Below are 20,840 nucleotides of genomic sequence, written 5' to 3'. Positions count from 1 at the left end.
AGCCACCGCGTGGCGGTCGCACTCGTCGGCTTGCCCGGCGCCGGAAAGTCCGCAGTGGGCCGGCGCCTGGGGATGCGGCTGGACCTTCCTTTCATCGATACCGATCATGTGATCGAGCAGCGCATCGGCTGCTCGATCCGTGACTTTTTCGAGCGCGAGGGCGAGGCTGCCTTCCGCGACCTCGAGCAGGCCGTGATCGCCGACCTGGCCTCCAACGCCCAGGGCGTGCTGGCCACGGGCGGCGGGGCGGTGCTGCGGGAGGCCAACCGCCAGCAACTTCGCGATCACTTCCATGTGATCTACCTGCGCTCCTCCCCCGAAGACCTGTTCCGGCGCCTGCGCCATGATGTCAAGCGCCCCTTGCTGCAGGTGGCCGATCCGCTGGGCCGGCTTCGGGAGCTGCACGATGCGCGCGACCCCTTCTATCGGGAAACCGCCCACGACGTGGTCGACACGGGCCGCCCGACGATCGCGATGCTGGTGAACATCATCGTGATGCAGCTGGAGCTGGCGGGTGTCGTCGAGCCGGGTGCGCACCCCGAAGAGCCCTCCGCCTGAGCCTGCCCCTGCCGCAGCGCCTAAACTCGCTGCCCATGTCCCTGCCCGTACTTTCCGCTCCGCCAGAACGTGTCGACATCCAGCTCGGCGACCGCAGCTATCCGATCCTGATCGGCGCCGGCCTGCTGGACGACCCACGGAGCTTCGATGTCGTGCCCGCGTCGGCCACGGCCCTGATCGTCAGCAACACCACCGTGGCGCCGCTCTATGCCGGGGCGCTGCAATCCGCCCTGGCGGGGCGTTTCAGGGCAGTTCACCTGCTCGAACTGCCCGACGGCGAGGCCTACAAGAACCTGCAGACGCTGAACCTGATCTTCGACGAACTCCTCGGCCGGGGCAGCGACCGCAAGACCGTCCTGTTCGCGCTGGGTGGCGGGGTGGTCGGCGACATGACCGGCTTCGCGGCTGCCAGCTACATGCGCGGCGTGCCTTTCGTACAGGTGCCGACCACGCTGCTGGCGCAGGTGGATTCCTCCGTCGGCGGCAAGACGGCCATCAACCACCCGCTGGGCAAGAACATGATCGGCGCGTTCTACCAGCCGCAGCTCGTGCTCTGCGATCTCGCGACGCTGCAGACGCTGCCGCCGCGCGAGCTCAGCGCCGGGCTGGCTGAAGTCATCAAGTACGGCCCGATCCACGACATGGCCTTCTTCGACTGGATCGAGGCGAACATCGACGCCCTCGTCGCGCGGGAGCCGGCAGCGCTGGCCCACGCCGTCAGGCGCAGCTGCGAGATCAAGGCGCTGGTGGTGGGGCAGGACGAGCGCGAGACCGGCCTGCGCGCGATCCTCAATTTCGGCCACACCTTCGGCCACGCGATCGAATCGGGCCTGGGCTATGGCGAGTGGCTGCACGGCGAGGCCGTGGGCTGCGGCATGGTCATGGCGGCGCGGCTGTCCCAACGGCTCGGCGGTGTCGATGCCGCGTTCGTCGAGCGGCTCACGCGGCTGATCGAGCGGGCCTGCCTGCCGATCGTCGGCCCGGCGCTGGGCGCGGACCGCTACTTGGAGCTGATGCGCGTCGACAAGAAGTCGGAGGCCGGCGAGATCCGCTTCGTGGTGATCGACCGGCCCGGCTCCGCGGTGGTCCGCAGCGCGCCCGATGCGCTGGTGCGCGAAGTGCTCGCCCAGAGCTGCGCGCAGCAATGAGCCTCGCGGCCTACGCCTGCCTGCCCGCGCGCTCGCGCGGCCGTCGGCATGCGGAGCCGCCAGCGCCCACGCGCGATGCCTTCCAGCGCGACCGAGACCGGATCGTGCATTCCACCGCTTTCCGCCGGCTGGTCTACAAGACGCAGGTGTTCCTGAACCACGAGGGCGACCTCTTCCGTACCCGTCTCACGCATTCGCTCGAAGTCGCCCAGCTGGGCCGGTCGATCGCGCGGGCGCTGCGCATCAACGAGGACCTTGTCGAGGCCATCGCCCTCGCGCACGACCTGGGGCACACGCCCTTCGGCCACGCCGGGCAGGATGCGCTCGACGACTGCATGGCCGGGCACGGCGGCTTCGAGCACAACCTGCAGAGCCTGCGCGTGGTCGATGCGCTGGAGCATCGCTATCCGCAGTACGACGGCCTGAACCTCAGCTTCGAGACGCGCGAGGGCATCCTCAAGCATTGCTCGCGCGCGAACGCCGAGCGGCTGGAGGCTGCCGAGCCCGGCGGCGTCGCCCGGCGTTTTCTCGACCGTACCCAGCCGGGGCTGGAGGCCCAGCTTTGCAACTTGGCCGACGCGATCGCCTACAACGCCCACGACATCGACGACGGCGTGCGCTCGGGGCTCATCACGGTCGAGCAGCTGTCGGAGGTGGTGCTGTTCGAGCGGCATCGCCGCGAGGCGCTCGCCGAGCACCCGCATCTGCAGGGGCGCCGCGTGCTCTACGAAGCCATCCGCCGCATGCTGAGCGCACAGGTCTACGACGTGATCGATGCGACCCGGGCGTCGCTCGAGGCGCTCGCCCCGGCCGACGCCGATGCCGTGCGCAAGGCTCCGCCCGTCGTGGCGTTCAGCAGCACCATGCAGGCCCAGTCGGAAGACCTGAAGCGCTTTCTCTTCCGCAACCTCTACCGGCACCCGCAGGTCACGCAGACCACCGACCAGGCGCGGGAGGTGGTGCGTGAACTGTTCGCAGCCTATCTGGAGCGAGGCTCCGAGATGCCGGCCTCCTATGCCGAGCGGCCGGACAGGCATCGCGCTGTCGCCGACTACATCGCCGGCATGACCGACCGATTCGCCGTGCGCGAGCACGAACGGCTGACCGGTCGCCGGGGCATCGCATGAGCGCCGCGCCGGGCCGCTCCCAGGCAAGCTCGCACGGTAGTGCGAAGCACGAAGGTACGCCAATGGGTGGGCGGGCCGGGCGACCCCGCATTCCTGCTGCGGCGATGGCCGTGCTGCTGGGCGGCGTCAGCGGATCCCTGCACCTGGGCAAGCTGCCGCCCGCCGTGCCGGCGCTGCAGGCATCGCTGGGCATCGATCTGGTCGAGGCGGGGTTCCTGCTCTCGCTGGTGCAGGTCGCCAGCATGACGCTGGGTCTGGTGGTGGGCCTGGCGGCCGACACCATCGGGCTGCGCCGCAGCATGCTAACGGGGCTGATCGTGCTGACGGTCGCCAGCCTGCTCGGTGGCGCGGCCGGTACGGGGCTCGGCGGCGGCGGGGCACATGCCGTGCACTGGCTTCTGGTTCTGCGCGCCGTGGAGGGCATCGGTTTCCTGCTGGCGGTGATGCCGGGGCCCGGGCTGATCCGTGCCCTGACGCCGCCGGGTGCCGACAAGGCGGCGCTGGGCCTCTGGGGCGCCTACATGCCCCTGGGCGTGGCCCTCGCGCTTCTTCTCGGTCCGGCGCTGATCGGCTGGGGCGGCTGGGTGGACTGGTGGTGGGCGCTGTCGGCCGTCTCGGCCGGCGCGGCGCTCTGGCTCTGGATCGCCGTGCCCGCCGACCGGCTCCGTCCGTCCGCGGCGGGGCCGGCTTCCGGCGGATGGGCGTCGCGGCTGCGCGCCACTGCCGGCGCGCGAGCGCCCTGGCTGGTCGCGCTGACCTTCGCCGTGTACTCGTCGCAATGGATCGCGGTGATCGGCTTCCTGCCTGCCATCTATGCGGGTGCAGGCGTGCCGGCCGCTTGGAGTGCGGTGCTCACCGCGCTGGCGGCGGCGGCGAACATCGTCGGCAACGTCGCGGGCGGGCGCTGGCTGCAGCGCGGCGTGGCGCCCGAGCGCCTGCTGCAGCTGGGCTTCCTGACGATGGCGCTGAGCGGCGTGGCCGCCTTCGCGCAGATGGGGCAGGGCGCCGAGGCGGCAGGTCTGCCGCCGACCGTGCGCTATATCGCCGTGTGCGCCTTCTCGCTGGGCGGCGGCATGGTGCCTGCCACGCTGTTCATGCTGGGCGTGCGGCTGGCGCCGGGGCCGTCCACCGTGTCGACCACCATCGGATTGATGCAGCAGGCCTCTTCGCTGGGGCAGTTCCTGGCGCCGCTCGCGGTGGCGTGGCTGGCGCATCGCGTCGGCGGCTGGCAGTGGACCTGGACGGCCACGCTGGCCTGCTCGCTGGTCGGCATGGCGGTCGCGCGGCGCCTGGGGCGTATTCGCCCCGCTGCGGAGATGGCATGACGCTACCGGCGACAATTCCTTCCCTCCAGGCCGAAGCCGACACGCGGCGTTGGCTCGAGCGCGCGGTGATCGGCCTCAACCTGTGCCCCTTCGCCAAGGCCGTGCATGTGAAAGGACAGATCCACTACGCGTTGTACGAGCCCGCCGAGGAGGCCGACCTGATGGACGCACTGCTGGCGCAGGCCCGGGACCTCGTGGCGCTCGATGCCTCCGTGCGCGACACAACCCTTCTGATTGCACCGAACGCCTTGCCCGATTTCCTGGATTTCAACGACTTCACGGCGCGCGCCGAACGCCGGCTCGCCCGCGCGGGATTCGACGGCGTGCTGCAGCTGGCGAGCTTCCATCCGCAGTTCCAGTTCGCCGGCACCGAAGCCGACGACATCGGCAACGCGACCAACCGTGCGCCGTACCCGACGTTGCATCTGCTGCGCGAGGACAGCGTGAGCCGCGCCGTCGAGGCCTTTCCGGAGGCAGAGGCGATCTTCGAGCGCAACATCGACACGCTCGAAGCGCTGGGAGCGCAGGGCTGGAGCGAACTCGACGTCGGGCCGGGGAGCGCCAAGCCATGAACACGAAGACCGCACCGAAGACGAACAAGGCCGCGAAGGCCGACGCCGAGCTGGCCGAAGTGCTGCGCCCCGGCCAGTCGGTCGAGCTGCTCAAGGAACTGCACATCCTGACCCGCGAGGGCCGGCTCAACCAGGACTCGCGGCGCAAGCTCAAGCAGGTCTACCACCTGTTCCAGTTCATCGAGCAGCTGCTGCGCGAGCTGCCGGAAGAGGGCGCGGGCGCCACGCTGGCCGACCATGGCGCGGGCAAGTCGTACCTGGGCTTCATCATCTACGACCTGTTCTTCCGCGCCCGGCCGGGTGGCGGCCATGTCTACGGCATCGAGACGCGCGGCGAGCTGGTCGAGCGCTCGCGCGAGCTCGCGAAGCGCCTGGGCTTCGAGCGCATGTCGTTCCTGAACCTCACGGTGGCCGAGTCGGCGCAATCGGGTGAGCTGCCGGCGCAGATTGACGTGGTCACCGCGCTGCATGCCTGCGACACCGCGACCGACGACGCCATCGCCTTCGGCCTGGCCAAGAAGGCGCGCTGCATGGTGCTCGTGCCCTGCTGCCAGGCCGAGGTGGCTGCCTGCCTGCGCGAGACCAAGGCGCTGGCGCTGTCGCGCACGCCGCTGGCCGAGCTGTGGCGCCATCCGCTGCACACGCGCGAGATCGGCAGCCAGCTCACCAACGTGCTGCGCTGCCTGTACCTCGAAGCCAACGGTTACAGCGTCACGGTCACGGAGCTGGTCGGCTGGGAGCACAGCATGAAGAACGAGCTGATCCTCGCGCGCTACACCGGCCAGAAAAAGGCGAGCGCGGCCGCGCGGCTGCGCGAGCTGCTCGCTCAGTTCGGGCTGGACAGGCTGGGCGACACGCGCTTCCGTCTCGCCTGAGCGCGGGCGCGCCGTCCGTCGCACAGGCCGATCGCTCCCATGGCCCGTCTTCCCCGTCTCACGCTGGCAGGCATGCCGCACCACGTGATCCAGCGCGGCAACAACCGCCAGCCGATCTTCATGGACCGCGCCGACCACGAGAAGCTGCTCGCGCTGCTGACCGAGAACGCCGCGCGCTTCGAGATCTCGGTGCACGCCTACGTGCTGATGGACAACCACTTCCACCTGCTGGCCACCCCTGCCAGCGTCACCGGGCTGCCGCAGTTCATGCAGTCGGTGGGGCGGGCCTATGTGCGCTACTTCAACGACCGCCATGGCCGCAGCGGCACTTTGTGGGAAGGGCGCTACAGGTCGACGCTGATCCAGACCGACCGCTATCTGCTGACCTGCATGGCCTACATCGACCTCAACCCCGTGCGGGCGGGCATGGTGGCCGAGGCGCGCGACTTCCCATGGTCCAGCCATGGCCACTACGCCGGCCTTCGGCACGACAAGCTGCTGACGCCGCATCCGCTGTACTGGGAACTCGGCAACACCCCGTTCGCCCGTGAGGCTGCGTATGTCGAACTGGTGCGCGCCGGGGTGCGCGCGGCCGATCAGAAGGCCTTGACCGAAGCCACGCTGCGGGGCTGGGCGGCTGGCGACGAGGATTTTCTCGACGGCCTGCAGAAGTCCACCGACCGCCGGGTGGTCAAAGCCAAGGCTGGGCGCCCGCCTTCGACTCCCCGATCCTGAGCAGGAAAAGCCGGTCCATCCTTCGGGCGGAGTGGCCCTTTTGCTCCTGTTTTTGATGTGTCCCTGATTTTATTCCTATCGAAAAACTCAAGATTTAAATGGAATCTGACCCCTATTAAAGTGTTTGGCATTCTTTGTGCAACGCAATATGCTCCGATTCCCTGCGAAAACTGAAGGAGCGCGCCATGACGACGGCTGCCGAGATCAAGCATCTCCAAGAACACGGTCTGTATTCCGCTGCCGACGAGCACGATGCCTGCGGCGTCGGGTTCGTTGCACACATCAAGGGCGAGAAGAGCCATGCCATCGTGCTGCAGGGCCTGAAGATTCTTGAAAATCTCGACCATCGCGGCGCAGTGGGCGCCGACAAGCTGATGGGCGACGGCGCCGGCATCCTGATCCAGCTGCCCGACCGTCTCTACCGTGAAGAAATGGCGAAGCAGGGCGTCACGCTGCCCCCGCCGGGCGAGTACGGCGTCGGCATGATCTTCCTGCCTAAGGAACACGCCTCCCGCGAGGCCTGCGAGCAGGAGATGGAGCGCGCGATCAAGGCCGAAGGCCAGGTGCTGCTCGGCTGGCGCGACGTGCCGGTCAACCGCGACATGCCCATGTCGCCCACCGTGCGCGAGAAGGAACCGCTGCTGCGCCAGGTCTTCATCGGCCGCGGCAACGACGTCATCGTGCAGGACGCGCTGGAACGCAAGCTCTACGTGATCCGCAAGACCGCCAGCGCCAACATCCAGCGCCTGAAGCTCAAGCACAGCAAGGAATACTACGTTCCCAGCATGTCGAGCCGCACCGTGGTCTACAAGGGCCTGCTGCTGGCCGACCAGGTCGGCACCTATTACCTCGACCTGCAGGACAAGCGCTGCGTCTCGGCCCTGGGCCTGGTGCACCAGCGCTTCTCCACCAACACCTTCCCCGAGTGGCCGCTGGCCCACCCGTACCGCTACGTCGCCCACAACGGCGAAATCAACACGGTCAAGGGCAACTACAACTGGATGAAGGCGCGCGAAGGCGTCATGTCTTCCCCCGTGCTGGGCCCCGACCTGCAGAAGCTCTACCCGATCAGCTTCGCCGGCCAGTCCGACACCGCCACCTTCGACAACTGCCTCGAGCTGCTGACGATGGCCGGCTACCCCATCAGCCAGGCCGTGATGATGATGATTCCCGAGCCCTGGGAACAGCACGCCACCATGGACCCGCGCCGCCGCGCGTTCTACGAATACCACGCCGCCATGCTCGAGCCGTGGGACGGCCCGGCCTCCATCGTGTTCACCGACGGCCGCCAGATCGGCGCCACGCTCGACCGCAACGGCCTGCGCCCCTCGCGCTACTGCGTGACCGACGACGACCTGGTCATCATGGCTTCGGAGTCGGGCGTGCTGCCCGTGCCCGAGCAGAAGATCGTGCGCAAGTGGCGCCTGCAGCCCGGCAAGATGTTCCTCATCGACCTGGAGCAGGGCCGCCTGATCGACGACGAGGAGGTCAAGGCCAACCTCGCCAACAGCAAGCCCTACAAGCAGTGGATCGAGAACCTGCGCATCAAGCTCGACAGCGTGACCGCCGAAGCCGCCGAGGCGGTCAAGGCTCCGCTGTCGCAGGTGCCGCTGCTCGACCGCCAGCAGGCCTTCGGCTACACCCAGGAAGACATCAAGTTCCTGATGAGCCCGATGGCGCAGGCCGGCGAGGAAGGCATCGGCTCGATGGGCAACGACAGCCCGCTGGCCGTGCTCTCAAGCAAGAACAAGCCGCTCTACAACTACTTCAAGCAGCTGTTCGCGCAGGTCACGAACCCGCCGATCGACCCGATCCGCGAAGCGATCGTGATGTCGCTGGTGTCCTTCATCGGCCCCAAGCCGAACCTGCTGGACATCAACCAGGTCAACCCGCCAATGCGGCTCGAAGTGAGCCAGCCGATCCTCGACTTCGCAGACATGGCGAAGCTGCGCGACATCGGCAAGTACACGCAGGGCAAGTTCAAGAGCTACGTGCTCGACATCACCTACCCGCTCGCATGGGGCGACGAGGGTGTCGAAGCCAAGCTGGCGTCGCTGTGCGCCGAGGCCGTCGATGCCATCAAGGGCGGCAACAACATCCTGATCGTGAGCGACCGCGGCGTGAGCCCCACGCAGGTGGCCATTCCCGCCGTGCTGGCGCTGTCGGCCGTGCACCAGTACCTGGTGCGCGAGGGCCTGCGCACCACGGCCGGCCTGGTGGTCGAGACCGGTTCGGCGCGCGAGGTGCACCACTTCGCCGTGCTCGCGGGCTACGGCGCGGAAGCCGTGCACCCCTACCTTGCAATGGAAACGCTGGTGGCGATGCACGCCGACCTGCCGGGTGAGCTGAGCGCCGACAAGGCGGTCTACAACTACGTGAAGGCCATCGGCAAGGGTCTGTCGAAGATCATGTCGAAGATGGGTGTCAGCACCTACATGAGCTACTGCGGCGCGCAGCTGTTCGAAGCCATCGGCCTGAACAGCGAGACGGTGAGCAAGTACTTCACCGGCACCGCCAGCCGCGTGGAAGGCATCGGCGTGTTCGAGATCGCCGAGGAAGCCATCCGCATGCACAAGGCCGCCTTCGGCGACGACCCGGTGCTCTCCAACATGCTCGACGCCGGCGGCGAATACGCATGGCGCACGCGCGGCGAGGAGCACATGTGGACGCCCGACGCCATCGCCAAGCTGCAGCACAGCACGCGCTCCAACAACTGGAACACGTACAAGGAATACGCCCAGCTCATCAACGACCAGAACCGCCGCCACCTCACGCTGCGCGGCCTGTTCGAGTTCAGGATCGACCCGGCCAAGGCCATCCCGGTCGACGAGGTCGAGCCCGCGGCCGAGATCGTCAAGCGCTTCGCCACCGGCGCGATGTCGCTGGGCTCCATCAGCACCGAGGCGCACTCGGTGCTGGCGGTGGCCATGAACCGCATCGGCGGCAAGAGCAACACGGGCGAGGGCGGTGAAGACCCCGCGCGCTACCGCAACGAGCTCAAGGGCATCCCGATCAAGCAGGGCGACACGCTGCGCAGCATCGTGGGCGCCGAGAACGTCGAGGTCGACCTGCCGCTGAAGGAAGGCGATTCGCTGCGCTCGCGCATCAAGCAGGTCGCGTCGGGCCGCTTCGGCGTCACGGCCGAGTACCTGCATTCGGCCGACCAGATCCAGATCAAGATGGCGCAGGGCGCCAAGCCGGGCGAAGGCGGCCAGCTGCCGGGCGGCAAGGTCACCGAGTACATCGGCAAGCAGCGCTATGCCGTGCCGGGCGTGGGCCTCATCAGCCCGCCGCCGCACCACGACATCTACTCGATCGAGGACCTGGCACAGCTCATCCACGACCTGAAGAACACCGCACCGCACGCCAGCATCAGCGTGAAGCTGGTGAGCGAGATCGGCGTGGGCACCATCGCCGCGGGCGTCGCCAAGTGCAAGAGCGACCACGTCGTGATCGCCGGCCATGACGGCGGCACGGGCGCCTCGCCCTGGTCGTCGATCAAGCACGCGGGCAGCCCGTGGGAAATCGGCCTGGCCGAGACGCAGCAGACGCTGGTGCTCAACCGCCTGCGCAGCCGCATCCGCGTGCAGGCCGACGGCCAGATGAAGACCGGCCGCGACGTCGCCATCGGCGCGCTGCTGGGCGCCGACGAGTTCGGCTTCGCCACCGCGCCGCTGGTGGTCGAGGGCTGCATCATGATGCGCAAGTGCCACCTGAACACCTGCCCGGTGGGCGTGGCCACGCAGGACCCGGTGCTGCGCAAGAAGTTCTCGGGCAAGCCCGAGCACGTCGTCAACTACTTCTTCTTCGTCGCCGAAGAAGTGCGCCAGATCATGGCCCAGCTCGGCATCCGCAAGTTCGACGACCTGATCGGCCGCGCCGACCTGCTCGACATGCGCAAGGGCATCGAGCACTGGAAGGCCGCCGGCCTGGACTTCAGCCGCCTGTTCGCGCTGCCGAACGTGCCGGCCGACGTGCCGCGATTCCATGTCGAGAACCAGGATCACGGCCTCGACAAGGCGCTCGACGTCAAGCTCATCGAGAAGTCGCGTCCCGCGATCGACAAGGGTGAGAAGGTGCAGTTCATCGAGGTGGCGCGCAACGTCAACCGCTCGGTGGGCGCGATGCTCTCGGGCGCGCTGACCAAGGTGCATCCGCAGGGCCTGCCCGACGACTCGATCCGCATCCAGCTCGAAGGCACGGGCGGCCAGTCGTTCGGCGCCTTCCTGGCGCGCGGCATCACGCTGTACCTGATCGGCGACGCCAACGACTACACCGGCAAGGGCCTCTCGGGCGGCCGCGTGGTGGTTCGCCCCAGCCTCGACTTCCGTGGCGAAGCAGCGCGCAACACCATCGTCGGCAACACCGCGCTGTACGGCGCGACCACCGGCGAGGCCTACCTCTGCGGCGTGGCGGGCGAGCGCTTCGCAGTGCGCCTGTCGGGCGCCACGGCAGTCGTCGAGGGCACGGGCGACCACGGCTGCGAGTACATGACCGGCGGCACGGTAGCGGTGCTCGGCAAGACCGGCCGCAACTTCGCAGCCGGCATGAGCGGCGGCGTCGCCTTCGTCTACGACGAGGACGGCCAGTTCGCGTCGCGCTGCAACCTGTCGATGGTCTCGCTGGAGAAGGTGCTGACCTCGGCCGAGCAGACCGCCAGCGTGCACCGCAAGATCTGGCACGGCGGCGAGACCGACGAGGCCCAGCTCAAGAAGCTGCTCGAGGAGCACCACCGCTGGACCGGCAGCAAGCGCGCGCGCGAACTGCTGGACAACTGGGCCGTGTCGCGCACGAAGTTCGTGAAGGTCTTCCCCAACGAATACAAGCGCGCGCTCGCCGAGCTGCACGACCGCAAGGTCGAGCTCACGAGCACCGGCAACAACGCGCACATCGGCCTCGAGCCGCATGCGCTGGCCGCCCCCGCACCGCAGTCGGCTCCCGCCGCCGCTTGAAGATCAACCAACACAACGAGCCCCCGCATCGCATGCAGCGCGTGAATCTGTCTCGATCCCTTCGGGGAACACCGCGGAACCGGCTTTGCCGGGCCGCCGGTGTTGCCCCCACGAGGGGGGAGGCGGCTACACGCAGTGAGCAAGCGACGGGGGTGTGAAAAGGAACCACGATGGGAAAGATCACCGGCTTCATGGAGCATGAGCGCATCGAGGAGGGCTACAAGCCCGTCTCCGAGCGCGTCAAGCACTACAAGGAATTCGTCGTCGGCCTGAGCAACGAGCAGGCCAAGGTGCAGGGTGCGCGCTGCATGGACTGCGGCACGCCGTTCTGCAACAGCGGCTGCCCGGTCAACAACATCATTCCGGACTTCAACGACCTCGTGTACCGCAACGACTGGCAAAACGCCTTCGCGGTGCTCGACTCGACCAACAACTTCCCCGAGTTCACCGGCCGCATCTGCCCGGCGCCCTGCGAGGCTGCCTGCGTGCTCAACGTGAACGACGACGCGGTCGGCATCAAGTCGCTGGAACACGCGATCATCGACCGCGCCTGGGACGAAGGCTGGGTGGCGCCGCGCGTCGCCAAGCACAAGACCGGCAAGAAGGTGGCGGTGGTGGGCTCGGGCCCGGCCGGCATGGCGGCTGCCCAGCAGCTGGCGCGCGCCGGCCACGACGTGACGCTCTTCGAGAAGAATGACCGCGTCGGCGGCCTGCTGCGCTACGGCATCCCCGACTTCAAGATGGAGAAGTCGCACATCGACCGCCGCGTCGAGCAGATGAAGGCCGAAGGCGTGGTGTTCCGCACCGGCGTGATCGTCGGCGCCGCGAAGGACCCGCTGGGCAAGGGCTCCAAGGTCACGAACCTGGCCAAGGAAACCGTCACGCCCGAGCAGCTGCAGAAGGATTTTGACGCCGTGTTGCTGACCGGCGGCGCGGAGCAGTCGCGCGACCTGCCGGTGCCCGGCCGCGACCTCGACGGCATCCACTTCGCGATGGAGTTCCTGCCGCAGCAGAACCGCGTCAACGCCGGCGACAAGGTCAAGGGCCAGTTGCGCGCCGACGGCAAGCACGTGATCGTGATCGGCGGCGGCGACACCGGCTCCGACTGTGTGGGCACCAGCAACCGCCACGGCGCGGTCAGCGTCACGCAGTTCGAGCTGATGCCGCAGCCGCCCGAGGAAGAGAACCGCCCGCTGACCTGGCCCTACTGGCCGATCAAGCTGCGCACCAGCTCCAGCCACGAGGAAGGCTGCGAGCGCGAGTTCTCGATCTCCACGAAGGAGTTCATCGGCGAGAAGGGCAAGGTCACCGGCCTGAAGACCGTTCGCGTCGAATGGAAGGACGGCAAGATGCAGGAAGTGGCCGGCAGCGAGCAGGTGCTCAAAGCCGACCTGGTGCTGCTCGCCATGGGCTTCGTGAGCCCCGTGGCCTCCGTGCTCGACGCCTTCGGCGTGGAGAAGGATGCGCGCGGCAACGCGCGGGCGACGGTCGACTTCGTCGGCGGCTATGCCACCAATGTTCCGAAGGTCTTTGCGGCCGGCGACATCCGCCGCGGACAGTCGCTGGTGGTGTGGGCGATCCGCGAAGGCCGCCAGGCTGCGCGTTCGGTGGACGAGTTCCTGATGGGCTTCAGCGACCTGCCTCGCTGACAAGGGGGTTCTCCTCGGCGCGGGCCGTTGTCCACGGCTTCCTGACGAGGGTCTGACGGGCGCCGCGCTGAATTTTGTTTCAGTTTCGCGGGGCCGCTCGCCGCCCCGTTATCATCCGCGTCAAACCGCATGCCGGGATGCTTGAAAGGGCGCCCGGCTTTTTTATTGAGATGGACACCGCCAAACCGCTGCCACATCCCTTCGTAGAGTTTCGCGACGTCAGGTTCGGCTATGGCGCGCGCACCATCCTCGACGGCGTCTCGTTCGCCGTGCCGCGGGGCAAGGTGACCGCGCTGATGGGCGCCTCGGGCGGCGGCAAGACCACCGTGCTGCGGCTGATCGGCGGACAGCAGAAGGCGCAGCGCGGCGAGGTGCTCTTCGATGGCAGCGACGTCGGCAAGCTTGACGCCAACGCCCTGTACGCCGCGCGGCGGCGCATGGGCATGCTGTTCCAGTTCGGCGCGCTGTTCACCGACATGAGCGTGTTCGACAACGTGGCGTTTCCGCTGCGCGAGCACACGCAACTGTCCGAGGCGCTGGTGCGCGACGTGGTGCTCATGAAGCTAGACGCCGTCGGCCTGCGCGGCGCGCGCGACCTGATGCCCAGCGAGGTGTCCGGCGGCATGGCGCGGCGCGTGGCGCTGGCGCGCGCGATCGCGCTCGACCCCGACCTCGTGATGTACGACGAGCCCTTCGCCGGGCTCGACCCGATCTCGCTCGGCACTGCCGCACGCCTCATCCGCCAGCTCAACGACGCACTGGGGCTCACCAGCATCATCGTGTCGCACGACCTGGAGGAGACCTTCCGCATCGCCGACCACGTGATCATCCTGGCCAACGGCGGCATCGCCGCGCAGGGCACGCCGGCCGAGGTGCGCGAGAGTGCAGACCCGCTGGTCCATCAGTTCGTGAATGCGCTGCCCGACGGCCCGGTGCACTTCCACTACCCCGGCCTCAGCATCGAAGACGACTTCGGCAATGTCGAGGGAGGACGCTCATGACCTGGTGGAAGCCCGCCGACGTCGGTTTCGCCACGCGCGGCCACCTGGCCAACCTGGGCTACGGCGCGAAGCTCTTCATGCGCCTGGTCGGACCGGGTGCGCAGATCCTTCGCCGCTTCGCGCTGGTGCGCGACCAGATCCATTTCCTGGGCAACTACTCGCTGGCGATCATCGGCGTCTCGGGCCTGTTCGTGGGCTTCGTTCTCGGGCTGCAGATGTACTACGCGCTGCAGCGCTACGGATCTTCCGAAGCGCTGGGCCTGCTGGTCGCCCTGAGCCTGGTGCGCGAACTCGGGCCCGTGGTGGCGGCGCTGCTTTTCACCGGCCGCGCCGGCACCTCGCTGACGGCCGAGATCGGCCTCATGAAGGCCGACGAGCAACTGAGCGCCATGGAGATGATGGCCATCGACCCGGTGCAGCGCGTGCTCGCGCCGCGCTTCTGGGCTGGCGTCATCACCATGCCGCTGCTCGCGGCGGTGTTCAGCGCCGTTGGCATCATGGGCGGCTACGTGGTGGGCGTGCTGATGCTGGGCGTGGACCCGGGTGCGTTCTGGGCGCAGATGCAGGGCGGTGTCGACGTCTGGCGCGACGTGGGCAACGGCGTGATCAAGAGCATCGTCTTCGGCTTCACCGTGACCTTCATCGCGCTGCTGCAGGGCTACGAGGCGCAGCCCACGCCCGAGGGCGTGTCGCGCGCGACCACGCGCACGGTGGTGACGGCGTCGCTGGCGGTGCTGGGGCTCGACTTCCTGCTCACCGCCATGATGTTCAGCATATGAACCGGCAGATCCCCGGGCTTGCCCACTTCGTGCGACCGCCAACCTTCTTGCAGGGGGCAACGCCTGCGGCCCGGCAATGCCGGTTCCGCGGTGTTCCCCAAATGAGCCAAACCGCTGGAATTTAGGAAGAGTAGATATGCAACGTTCCAACAACGACATCTGGGTCGGCCTGTTCGTCCTGATCGGCGCTGCTGCGCTGCTGTTCCTGGCATTGCAGTCGGCCAACCTGCTGAGCCTGAACTTCCAGAAGACCTATTCGGTCACGGCGCGCTTCGACAACATCGGCGGCCTGAAGCCGCAGACCGCGGTGAAGAGCGCCGGCGTGGTGGTCGGCCGTGTGGAATCCATCTCCTTCAACGACAAGACCTTTCAGGCCGACGTCACACTGGCTTTGCAAAACCGTTACAGTTTTCCCAAGGACAGTTCGCTCAAGATCCTGACCAGCGGCCTGCTCGGAGAGCAGTACATCGGAATCGAGGCGGGCGCCGAGGACAAGAACCTGCAAGCCGGCGACACCATCACCGCGACCCAGTCGGCCGTGGTGCTGGAGAACCTGATCAGCCAGTTCCTGTACAGCAAGGCGGCGGAGGGAAATTCGACGCCTGGAACAGCCAATAAGAAATGAAAACACGATATTTTTTGTCTTTTGCTATGAATAACGTAGCAAATCGGATTCGCTGGGCAGGTGCCGGCGCAGTCCTCGCTCTGGCCGCCGGTTGCGCGACCGGACCTGGCGCCAACCCCGCCGACCCTTTCGAGCCGTTCAACCGCGGCGTCTCGCGCTTCAACGACGCCGTCGACGATGCCGTGCTGGTGCCCGCGGCCACGGCCTACCAGAACGCGCTGCCCTCCATGGTGCGTACCGGCGTGAACAACTTCTTCAGCAACATCGGCGACGTCTGGAACCTGGCCAACAACGTGGCCCAGCTCAAGCTGCAGAACAGTGCCGAGACCTTCATGCGGCTGAACGTCAACACCATCTTCGGCCTCGCCGGCGTGCTGGACGTGGCGACCGAGGCGGGCATTCCCCGCCACGAGGAAGACTTCGGCCAGACCCTGGGCTACTGGGGCGTGGGCTCCGGCCCGTACGTGGTGCTTCCGCTGCTGGGTTCCTCCACGCTGCGCGACACCGCCGCCAAGCCGCTCGACATTTGGGGCGACCCGCTGGGCCATGTGGAAGACATCCCGTGGCGCAATTCGCTGACGGTGCTGCGCGTCGTCGACACGCGCTCGCAGTACCTGCGCGCCAGCCGCCTGCTGGGCGATGCGGCGCTCGACAAGTATTCGTTCACGCGCGATGCCTACCTGCAGCGCCGCCGCAGCCAGGTCTATGACGGCAATCCGCCGGACGACGGCGGTGGTACCGACAAGGGCACCGACAAATAGACAGAGAAAAAGTACCGCCGGAGAGGAGAGTGCTTGCATCCGGTTGCAAGGCTTCACCTCCCGGACAGGAACCCGGTCGGCTCCATGGGGCTCGAAACCGTTCCTGTCTCAGCAGCCGGGTGTTTCCGGATGCCTGCGGATCTTCAAACTTGAATGAGGGACTCCCCATGAACAACAAGACCCTGCAACGTCGCGATATCGGCCGCCTGGCACTGGCTGGCGCACTGCTGTTCAGCGCCGCCGTCGCCTTCGTCCAGCCCGCCCGTGCCGCCGACGAGGCGCCCGACGCGCTCGTCAAGCGCCTGTCGACCGACGTGCTCGAGACGATCAAGGCCGACTCGTCCATCAAGTCGGGCGACGTCAACAAGATCATGGTGCTGGTCGACAGCAAGATCATGCCGAACGTCAACTTCCAGCGCATGACCGCTTCCGCCGTCGGCCCGGCCTGGCGTACCGCCACCCCCGAGCAGCAGAAGCGCCTGCAGGACGAGTTCAAGGCGCTGCTGGTTCGCACCTACGCCGGCGCGCTCGACCAGGTGACCGACCAGACCGTCACCGTGCGTCCCTTCCGCGGCTCTCCCGACGACAAGGACGTGCTGGTGCGCACCGAGGTCCGCGGCCGTGGCGATCCGGTCCAGCTCGACTACCGCCTCGAGAAGACCCCTGGCCAGGGCGCAGGCTGGAAGGTCTACAACCTGAACGTGCTGGGCGTGTGGCTGGTCGATACCTACCGCACCCAGTTCGCGCAGGAAATCAACAAGAGCGGCATCGACGGCCTGATCGCTGCGCTCGCCGCGCGCAACAAGGGCAACGGCAAGGGCTGAGAAGGAGCCGCACGCGATGCTGGTCCTGCCCGCCCGACTCACTCATGACGAGGCCCCCGCATGCATGCGCATGCTGCAGCAGGGGCTCAAGGGCCAGGCCGACTCGTCGTCCACCGTGGTCGACGCGACGGCGCTGACCCATTTCGACTCCTCGGCGCTGGCCGTGCTGCTGGAATGCCGGCGCGAATCGAGCGCGCTGGGGCGCGGTTTCTCCGTCAAGGGGCTCTCGCCCCGGCTGCGGGAACTGGCGGCGCTCTACGGCATTGCCGGACTGTTGCCCGCCGCGCCCTGACCCCGTTGCGTCGGCCCGGCTGGGGCCGCATGAGGGTATCGGCAGCGTCCGAGGCGGCTTGTAGAGCGGCACCTTAAAATCGCGGGCTCCCATGCCCGCGATCTCATTCCAGTCGGTCTCCAAGACCTATCCCCCTTCCAGACAGCAGAAAGCCCAGGGCAAGTCCGGGCTCAAGGCGGTCGATGAGGTCAGCTTCCAGATCGAGGAGGGCGAGTTCTTCGGACTGCTCGGCCCCAACGGCGCGGGAAAGACCACCCTGATCAGCATGCTCGCCGGCCTTTCGCGGCCCACGGCGGGCGCCATCAGCGTCCATGGATTCGACGTGCAGCGCGAGTACGCGCAGGCGCGCCGCCAGCTCGGCATCGTGCCGCAGGAGTTGGTGTTCGATCCCTTCTTCAACGTGCGCGAGTCGCTGCGCATCCAGTCGGGCTACTTCGGCATCACCAACAACGAAGCCTGGATCGACGAGCTGCTGCAGAGCCTGGGCCTGGCCGACAAGGCCACGGCCAACATGCGCCAGCTCTCCGGCGGCATGAAGCGTCGCGTGCTGGTGGCGCAGGCGCTGGTGCACAAGCCGCCGGTGATCGTGCTCGACGAACCCACCGCCGGCGTCGACGTCGAGCTGCGCCAGACGCTCTGGCAGTTCGTCGCCAGGCTCAACAAGCAGGGCAGCACGGTGCTGCTCACCACCCACTATCTCGAAGAGGCCGAGGCGCTGTGCAGCCGCATCGCGATGCTCAAGCTGGGCAAGGTGATCGCGCTCGACCGCACCAGCGAGCTGCTGAAGTCGGCCGCGAGCAACGTGCTGCGCTTCAAGACGGACGCCATGCTGCCCTGGGCGATCGCCCAGCACGCGCGCATCACCGGGCGCATCGTCCAGCTGCCGGCGCAGAACGCACATGAAGTCGAACAACTGCTGGCCGCCATTCGCGAAGCCGGCGTCACGGTGGAAGACGTGGAGATGCGCAAGGCCGACCTGGAAGACGTGTTCATCGACCTGATGGCCGGCGAGCAGACGCCGCTGGAGGTGGCGCGATGAGCGCCGCGCCGCGCCGCCCCAAGCCAGCGAAGCTCCCCCTCGTGGGGAAGCGCGGACGCGCAGTGCCGTGCAAGGGGGCCTCATGATCGCCGTGACCGGCTGGCGCGCGCTGCTCTACAAGGAGACGCTGCGTTTCTGGAAGGTCGGCTTCCAGACCGTGGGCGCGCCTGTGCTCACCGCGCTGCTGTACCTGATGGTGTTCGGCCACGTGCTCGAAGACCACGTGAAGGTCTACGGCACGGTCGGCTACACCGCGTTCCTGGTTCCCGGGCTGGTGATGATGAGCGTGCTGCAGAACGCCTTCGCCAACAGCTCGTCTTCCATCATCCAGAGCAAGATCATGGGCAACCTGGTCTTCGTGCTGCTCACGCCGCTGTCGCACTGGGGCTGGTTCTTCGCCTACGTGGGCTCGTCGATCATCCGCGGGCTGGCCGTGGGGCTGGGCGTGTTCGTGGTCACCATCTTCTTCGCGATGCCGGGCTTCCAGGCGCCGGGCTGGATCCTGGTGTTCGCGCTGCTGGGCTCGGCCATGCTGGGCACGCTGGGCCTCATCGCGGGGCTGTGGGCCGAGAAGTTCGACCAGATGGCGGTGTTCCAGAATTTCCTGATCATGCCCATGACCTTTCTGTCGGGCGTGTTCTATTCGATCGGCTCGCTGCCGCCGTTCTGGCAGAAGGTCAGCCACCTGAACCCGTTCTTCTACATGATCGACGGCTTCCGCTACGGCTTCTTCGGCGTGAGCGACGCCTCGCCCTGGCTCAGCCTGGGCATCGTCGGCACCGCGTGGCTGGTGGTGAGCGCCATCGCCATCCATCTCCTGCGCATAGGCTACAAAATCAGAGGCTAGAAGATGGCTCTCCTCCAGGCTGCGCGCACTTCGTGTCGCTTCGCCAACCCCCTTCCGGGGGCGACACCTGCGGCCCGGCAAAGCCGGTTCCGCAGTGTTCCCCAATGAATACCTGCCTCAAATGACCGCTGCCGAACTCCAAGCCCTGATCCAGTCCCACCTGCCGTGCGAGCACATCTCGCTGGAGGGCGATGGCCGACATTGGTACGCGACCATCGTCTCGGCCGAATTCGAGGGCAAGCGCTCGATCCAGCGCCACCAGCGGGTCTACGCCACCCTGGGTGCGAAAATGCACACCGACGAGGTGCATGCGCTTTCGATGAAGACGTACACGCCGGCCGAATGGGCGGCGGTGGAAAAATAACTCCCCGGGCCCTCGCGGCCTCCTGATTTCGCTGGAACTTCGATGGACAAACTTCTGATTCGCGGCGGGCGAGAGCTCCGCGGCGAAGTACTCATTTCCGGCGCCAAGAACGCAGCGCTGCCCGAGCTGTGCGCGGCCCTGCTGACCGACCAGCCCGTGGTGCTGCACAACGTGCCGCGCCTGCAGGATGTGTCGACCATGCTCAAGCTGGTGCGCAACATGGGCGTTTCGGCCGAGCGCGACCCGAACGAGAAAGATGGCGGCACCGTCCGGCTCGACGCGGGCGACCTGAACAAGCCCGAGGCGCCGTACGAGCTGGTGAAGACGATGCGTGCGTCGGTGCTGGCCCTGGGCCCGCTGCTGGCGCGCTTCGGCCATGCCAAGGTGTCGCTGCCCGGCGGCTGCGCCATCGGTTCGCGGCCGGTCGACCAGCACATCAAGGGCCTGCAGGCGATGGGCGCCGAGATCGTGGTCGACCACGGCTACATGGTCGCGCGCCTGCCTGCCGGGCGCACGCGGCTGAAGGGCGCGCGCATCCTGACCGACATGGTCACCGTCACGGGCACCGAGAACTTCCTCATGGCCGCCGCGCTGGCCGAGGGCGAGACGCTGCTGGAGAACGCCGCGCAGGAGCCCGAGATCGTCGACCTGGCCGAGATGCTGATCCGCATGGGCGCGAAGATCGAAGGCCACGGCACCAGCCACATCCGCATCCAGGGCGTCGAGAGGCTGCACGGCTGCGAGCACACGGTGGTTGCCGACCGCATCGAGGCGGGCACCTTCATGTGCGCCGTGGCCGCCACGGGCGGCGAGGCCTTCCTGCGCAACGCGCGCGGCGACCATCTGGATGCCGTGATCGACAAGCTGCGCGACGCCGGCTGCAAGGTCACGTCCGAGAAGGACGGCGTGCGCATCGCCTCGAAGGGGCCGGCCTACGAGCACCTGAAGGCGCAAAGCTTCAGCACCACCGAGTACCCGGGCTTCCCGACCGACATGCAGGCCCAGTTCATGGCCCTTAACGTGATCGCGCGCGGCGCCTCGATGGTCACCGAGACCATCTTCGAGAACCGCTTCATGCACGTGAACGAGATGGTGCGCCTGGGCGCCCACATCCACGTCGAAGGCAAGGTGGCGATGGTCGAGGGCGTGCAGCAGCTCTCGGGCGCCACCGTGATGGCCACCGATCTGCGCGCGTCCGCCAGCCTCGTCATCGCCGGCCTCGTGGCCGAGGGCGAGACGCTGGTCGACCGCATCTACCACCTCGACCGGGGCTACGACCGCATGGAAGCCAAGCTGCGCGGCCTCGGTGCCGACATCGAACGACTGACCGGAGCGGCAGCCGCATGATCACCCTCGCATCACAGGAG

At 67.5% G+C, this 20,840-nt stretch carries 19 protein-coding genes; all 19 read left to right on the top strand.

What is annotated here, in order from left to right; genetic code table 11:
• Window positions 1–9 precede the first annotated feature (9 nt).
• Entirely contained in the window at window positions 10–558 is a 549-nt protein-coding gene (locus ACTJLF_RS28350) for a shikimate kinase (protein ID WP_019654429.1), read from the top strand.
• 35 nt (window positions 559–593) lie between these two features.
• Window positions 594–1,706: a 3-dehydroquinate synthase gene (gene aroB, locus ACTJLF_RS28345; protein ID WP_207902217.1), complete on the top strand. Its 1,113-nt coding sequence runs from the start codon at window positions 594–596 to the stop codon at window positions 1,704–1,706.
• Entirely contained in the window at window positions 1,703–2,833 is a 1,131-nt protein-coding gene (locus tag ACTJLF_RS28340; protein ID WP_132752348.1) for a deoxyguanosinetriphosphate triphosphohydrolase, read from the top strand. Before aroB ends, ACTJLF_RS28340 begins: the two co-directional genes overlap by 4 nt.
• A gap of 62 nt (window positions 2,834–2,895) precedes the next feature.
• Complete coding sequence (locus tag ACTJLF_RS28335; protein WP_132752349.1) at window positions 2,896–4,158, top strand: MFS transporter; 1,263 nt, start codon at window positions 2,896–2,898, stop codon at window positions 4,156–4,158.
• Window positions 4,155–4,730 carry a DUF1415 domain-containing protein gene (locus ACTJLF_RS28330; RefSeq protein ID WP_132752350.1) on the top strand — a complete coding sequence of 192 codons (576 nt, stop codon included), beginning with the start codon at window positions 4,155–4,157 and terminating at the stop codon, window positions 4,728–4,730. Before ACTJLF_RS28335 ends, ACTJLF_RS28330 begins: the two co-directional genes overlap by 4 nt.
• On the top strand, window positions 4,727–5,605 hold the full coding sequence (locus ACTJLF_RS28325; RefSeq protein WP_126182670.1) for a class I SAM-dependent methyltransferase: 879 nt from the start codon (window positions 4,727–4,729) through the stop codon (window positions 5,603–5,605). The genes ACTJLF_RS28330 and ACTJLF_RS28325 overlap by 4 nt, the downstream gene beginning before the upstream one ends.
• A 39-nt stretch (window positions 5,606–5,644) precedes the next feature.
• Window positions 5,645–6,340: a transposase gene (locus ACTJLF_RS28320; protein WP_132752351.1), complete on the top strand. Its 696-nt coding sequence runs from the start codon at window positions 5,645–5,647 to the stop codon at window positions 6,338–6,340.
• 185 nt (window positions 6,341–6,525) lie between these two features.
• Window positions 6,526–11,292 (top strand): glutamate synthase-related protein, encoded by a 4,767-nt coding sequence (locus tag ACTJLF_RS28315; RefSeq protein ID WP_019654422.1) that lies wholly within the window; start codon window positions 6,526–6,528, stop codon window positions 11,290–11,292.
• Between the two features lie 170 nt (window positions 11,293–11,462).
• On the top strand, window positions 11,463–12,941 hold the full coding sequence (locus ACTJLF_RS28310) for a glutamate synthase subunit beta (RefSeq protein ID WP_019654421.1): 1,479 nt from the start codon (window positions 11,463–11,465) through the stop codon (window positions 12,939–12,941).
• A 137-nt stretch (window positions 12,942–13,078) separates the two neighbouring features.
• A complete protein-coding gene (locus ACTJLF_RS28305; protein WP_019654420.1) occupies window positions 13,079–13,942 on the top strand; it encodes an ABC transporter ATP-binding protein in 864 nt (287 codons plus the stop codon).
• Window positions 13,939–14,721, top strand: coding sequence for a lipid asymmetry maintenance ABC transporter permease subunit MlaE (gene mlaE / locus ACTJLF_RS28300; protein WP_019654419.1), 783 nt, complete (start codon window positions 13,939–13,941; stop codon window positions 14,719–14,721). Before ACTJLF_RS28305 ends, mlaE begins: the two co-directional genes overlap by 4 nt.
• Before the next feature lie 136 nt (window positions 14,722–14,857).
• A complete protein-coding gene (mlaD, locus tag ACTJLF_RS28295; RefSeq protein ID WP_019654418.1) occupies window positions 14,858–15,346 on the top strand; it encodes an outer membrane lipid asymmetry maintenance protein MlaD in 489 nt (162 codons plus the stop codon).
• Window positions 15,347–15,372: 26 nt separating this feature from the next.
• On the top strand, window positions 15,373–16,107 hold the full coding sequence (locus tag ACTJLF_RS28290) for an MlaA family lipoprotein (RefSeq protein WP_019654417.1): 735 nt from the start codon (window positions 15,373–15,375) through the stop codon (window positions 16,105–16,107).
• Window positions 16,108–16,274: 167 nt separating this feature from the next.
• Window positions 16,275–16,931, top strand: a complete 657-nt coding sequence (locus tag ACTJLF_RS28285; protein ID WP_019654416.1) for an MlaC/ttg2D family ABC transporter substrate-binding protein — start codon at window positions 16,275–16,277, stop codon at window positions 16,929–16,931.
• A gap of 16 nt (window positions 16,932–16,947) precedes the next feature.
• On the top strand, window positions 16,948–17,223 hold the full coding sequence (locus ACTJLF_RS28280) for an STAS domain-containing protein (protein WP_126182675.1): 276 nt from the start codon (window positions 16,948–16,950) through the stop codon (window positions 17,221–17,223).
• 91 nt (window positions 17,224–17,314) lie between these two features.
• Window positions 17,315–18,262 (top strand): ABC transporter ATP-binding protein, encoded by a 948-nt coding sequence (locus tag ACTJLF_RS28275; protein ID WP_019654414.1) that lies wholly within the window; start codon window positions 17,315–17,317, stop codon window positions 18,260–18,262.
• Between the two features lie 91 nt (window positions 18,263–18,353).
• Window positions 18,354–19,109 (top strand): ABC transporter permease, encoded by a 756-nt coding sequence (locus ACTJLF_RS28270; protein WP_026346350.1) that lies wholly within the window; start codon window positions 18,354–18,356, stop codon window positions 19,107–19,109.
• Between the two features lie 121 nt (window positions 19,110–19,230).
• Window positions 19,231–19,473, top strand: coding sequence for a BolA family protein (locus ACTJLF_RS28265; protein WP_126182676.1), 243 nt, complete (start codon window positions 19,231–19,233; stop codon window positions 19,471–19,473).
• A 42-nt stretch (window positions 19,474–19,515) separates the two neighbouring features.
• Window positions 19,516–20,820: a UDP-N-acetylglucosamine 1-carboxyvinyltransferase gene (gene murA / locus ACTJLF_RS28260; RefSeq protein WP_132752352.1), complete on the top strand. Its 1,305-nt coding sequence runs from the start codon at window positions 19,516–19,518 to the stop codon at window positions 20,818–20,820.
• The last annotated feature ends 20 nt before the right edge of the window (window positions 20,821–20,840 follow it).

This window comes from Variovorax sp. 22077, assembly GCF_052044195.1.
Lineage (GTDB): Bacteria > Pseudomonadota > Gammaproteobacteria > Burkholderiales > Burkholderiaceae_C > Variovorax > Variovorax atrisoli.
The sequence above is the reverse complement of the archived record's forward strand: the minus strand, read 5'-3'. Positions and strand labels throughout refer to the sequence as shown.

Excerpts from the sequence above, each read along its gene's own strand:
- murA (WP_132752352.1), top strand. The coding sequence starts at position 19,516 with ATGGACAAACTTCTGATTCGCGGCGGGCGAGAGCTCCGCGGCGAAGTA.
- aroB (WP_207902217.1), top strand. The coding sequence starts at position 594 with ATGTCCCTGCCCGTACTTTCCGCTCCGCCAGAACGTGTCGACATCCAG.
- ACTJLF_RS28330 (WP_132752350.1), top strand. The coding sequence starts at position 4,155 with ATGACGCTACCGGCGACAATTCCTTCCCTCCAGGCCGAAGCCGACACG.
- ACTJLF_RS28325 (WP_126182670.1), top strand. The coding sequence starts at position 4,727 with ATGAACACGAAGACCGCACCGAAGACGAACAAGGCCGCGAAGGCCGAC.
- ACTJLF_RS28340 (WP_132752348.1), top strand. The coding sequence starts at position 1,703 with ATGAGCCTCGCGGCCTACGCCTGCCTGCCCGCGCGCTCGCGCGGCCGT.
- ACTJLF_RS28310 (WP_019654421.1), top strand. The coding sequence starts at position 11,463 with ATGGGAAAGATCACCGGCTTCATGGAGCATGAGCGCATCGAGGAGGGC.
- mlaD (WP_019654418.1), top strand. The coding sequence starts at position 14,858 with ATGCAACGTTCCAACAACGACATCTGGGTCGGCCTGTTCGTCCTGATC.
- ACTJLF_RS28315 (WP_019654422.1), top strand. The coding sequence starts at position 6,526 with ATGACGACGGCTGCCGAGATCAAGCATCTCCAAGAACACGGTCTGTAT.
- mlaE (WP_019654419.1), top strand. The coding sequence starts at position 13,939 with ATGACCTGGTGGAAGCCCGCCGACGTCGGTTTCGCCACGCGCGGCCAC.
- ACTJLF_RS28290 (WP_019654417.1), top strand. The coding sequence starts at position 15,373 with ATGAATAACGTAGCAAATCGGATTCGCTGGGCAGGTGCCGGCGCAGTC.
- ACTJLF_RS28280 (WP_126182675.1), top strand. The coding sequence starts at position 16,948 with ATGCTGGTCCTGCCCGCCCGACTCACTCATGACGAGGCCCCCGCATGC.
- ACTJLF_RS28320 (WP_132752351.1), top strand. The coding sequence starts at position 5,645 with ATGGCCCGTCTTCCCCGTCTCACGCTGGCAGGCATGCCGCACCACGTG.
- ACTJLF_RS28285 (WP_019654416.1), top strand. The coding sequence starts at position 16,275 with ATGAACAACAAGACCCTGCAACGTCGCGATATCGGCCGCCTGGCACTG.
- ACTJLF_RS28305 (WP_019654420.1), top strand. The coding sequence starts at position 13,079 with ATGCTTGAAAGGGCGCCCGGCTTTTTTATTGAGATGGACACCGCCAAA.
- ACTJLF_RS28265 (WP_126182676.1), top strand. The coding sequence starts at position 19,231 with ATGACCGCTGCCGAACTCCAAGCCCTGATCCAGTCCCACCTGCCGTGC.
- ACTJLF_RS28275 (WP_019654414.1), top strand. The coding sequence starts at position 17,315 with ATGCCCGCGATCTCATTCCAGTCGGTCTCCAAGACCTATCCCCCTTCC.
- ACTJLF_RS28335 (WP_132752349.1), top strand. The coding sequence starts at position 2,896 with ATGGGTGGGCGGGCCGGGCGACCCCGCATTCCTGCTGCGGCGATGGCC.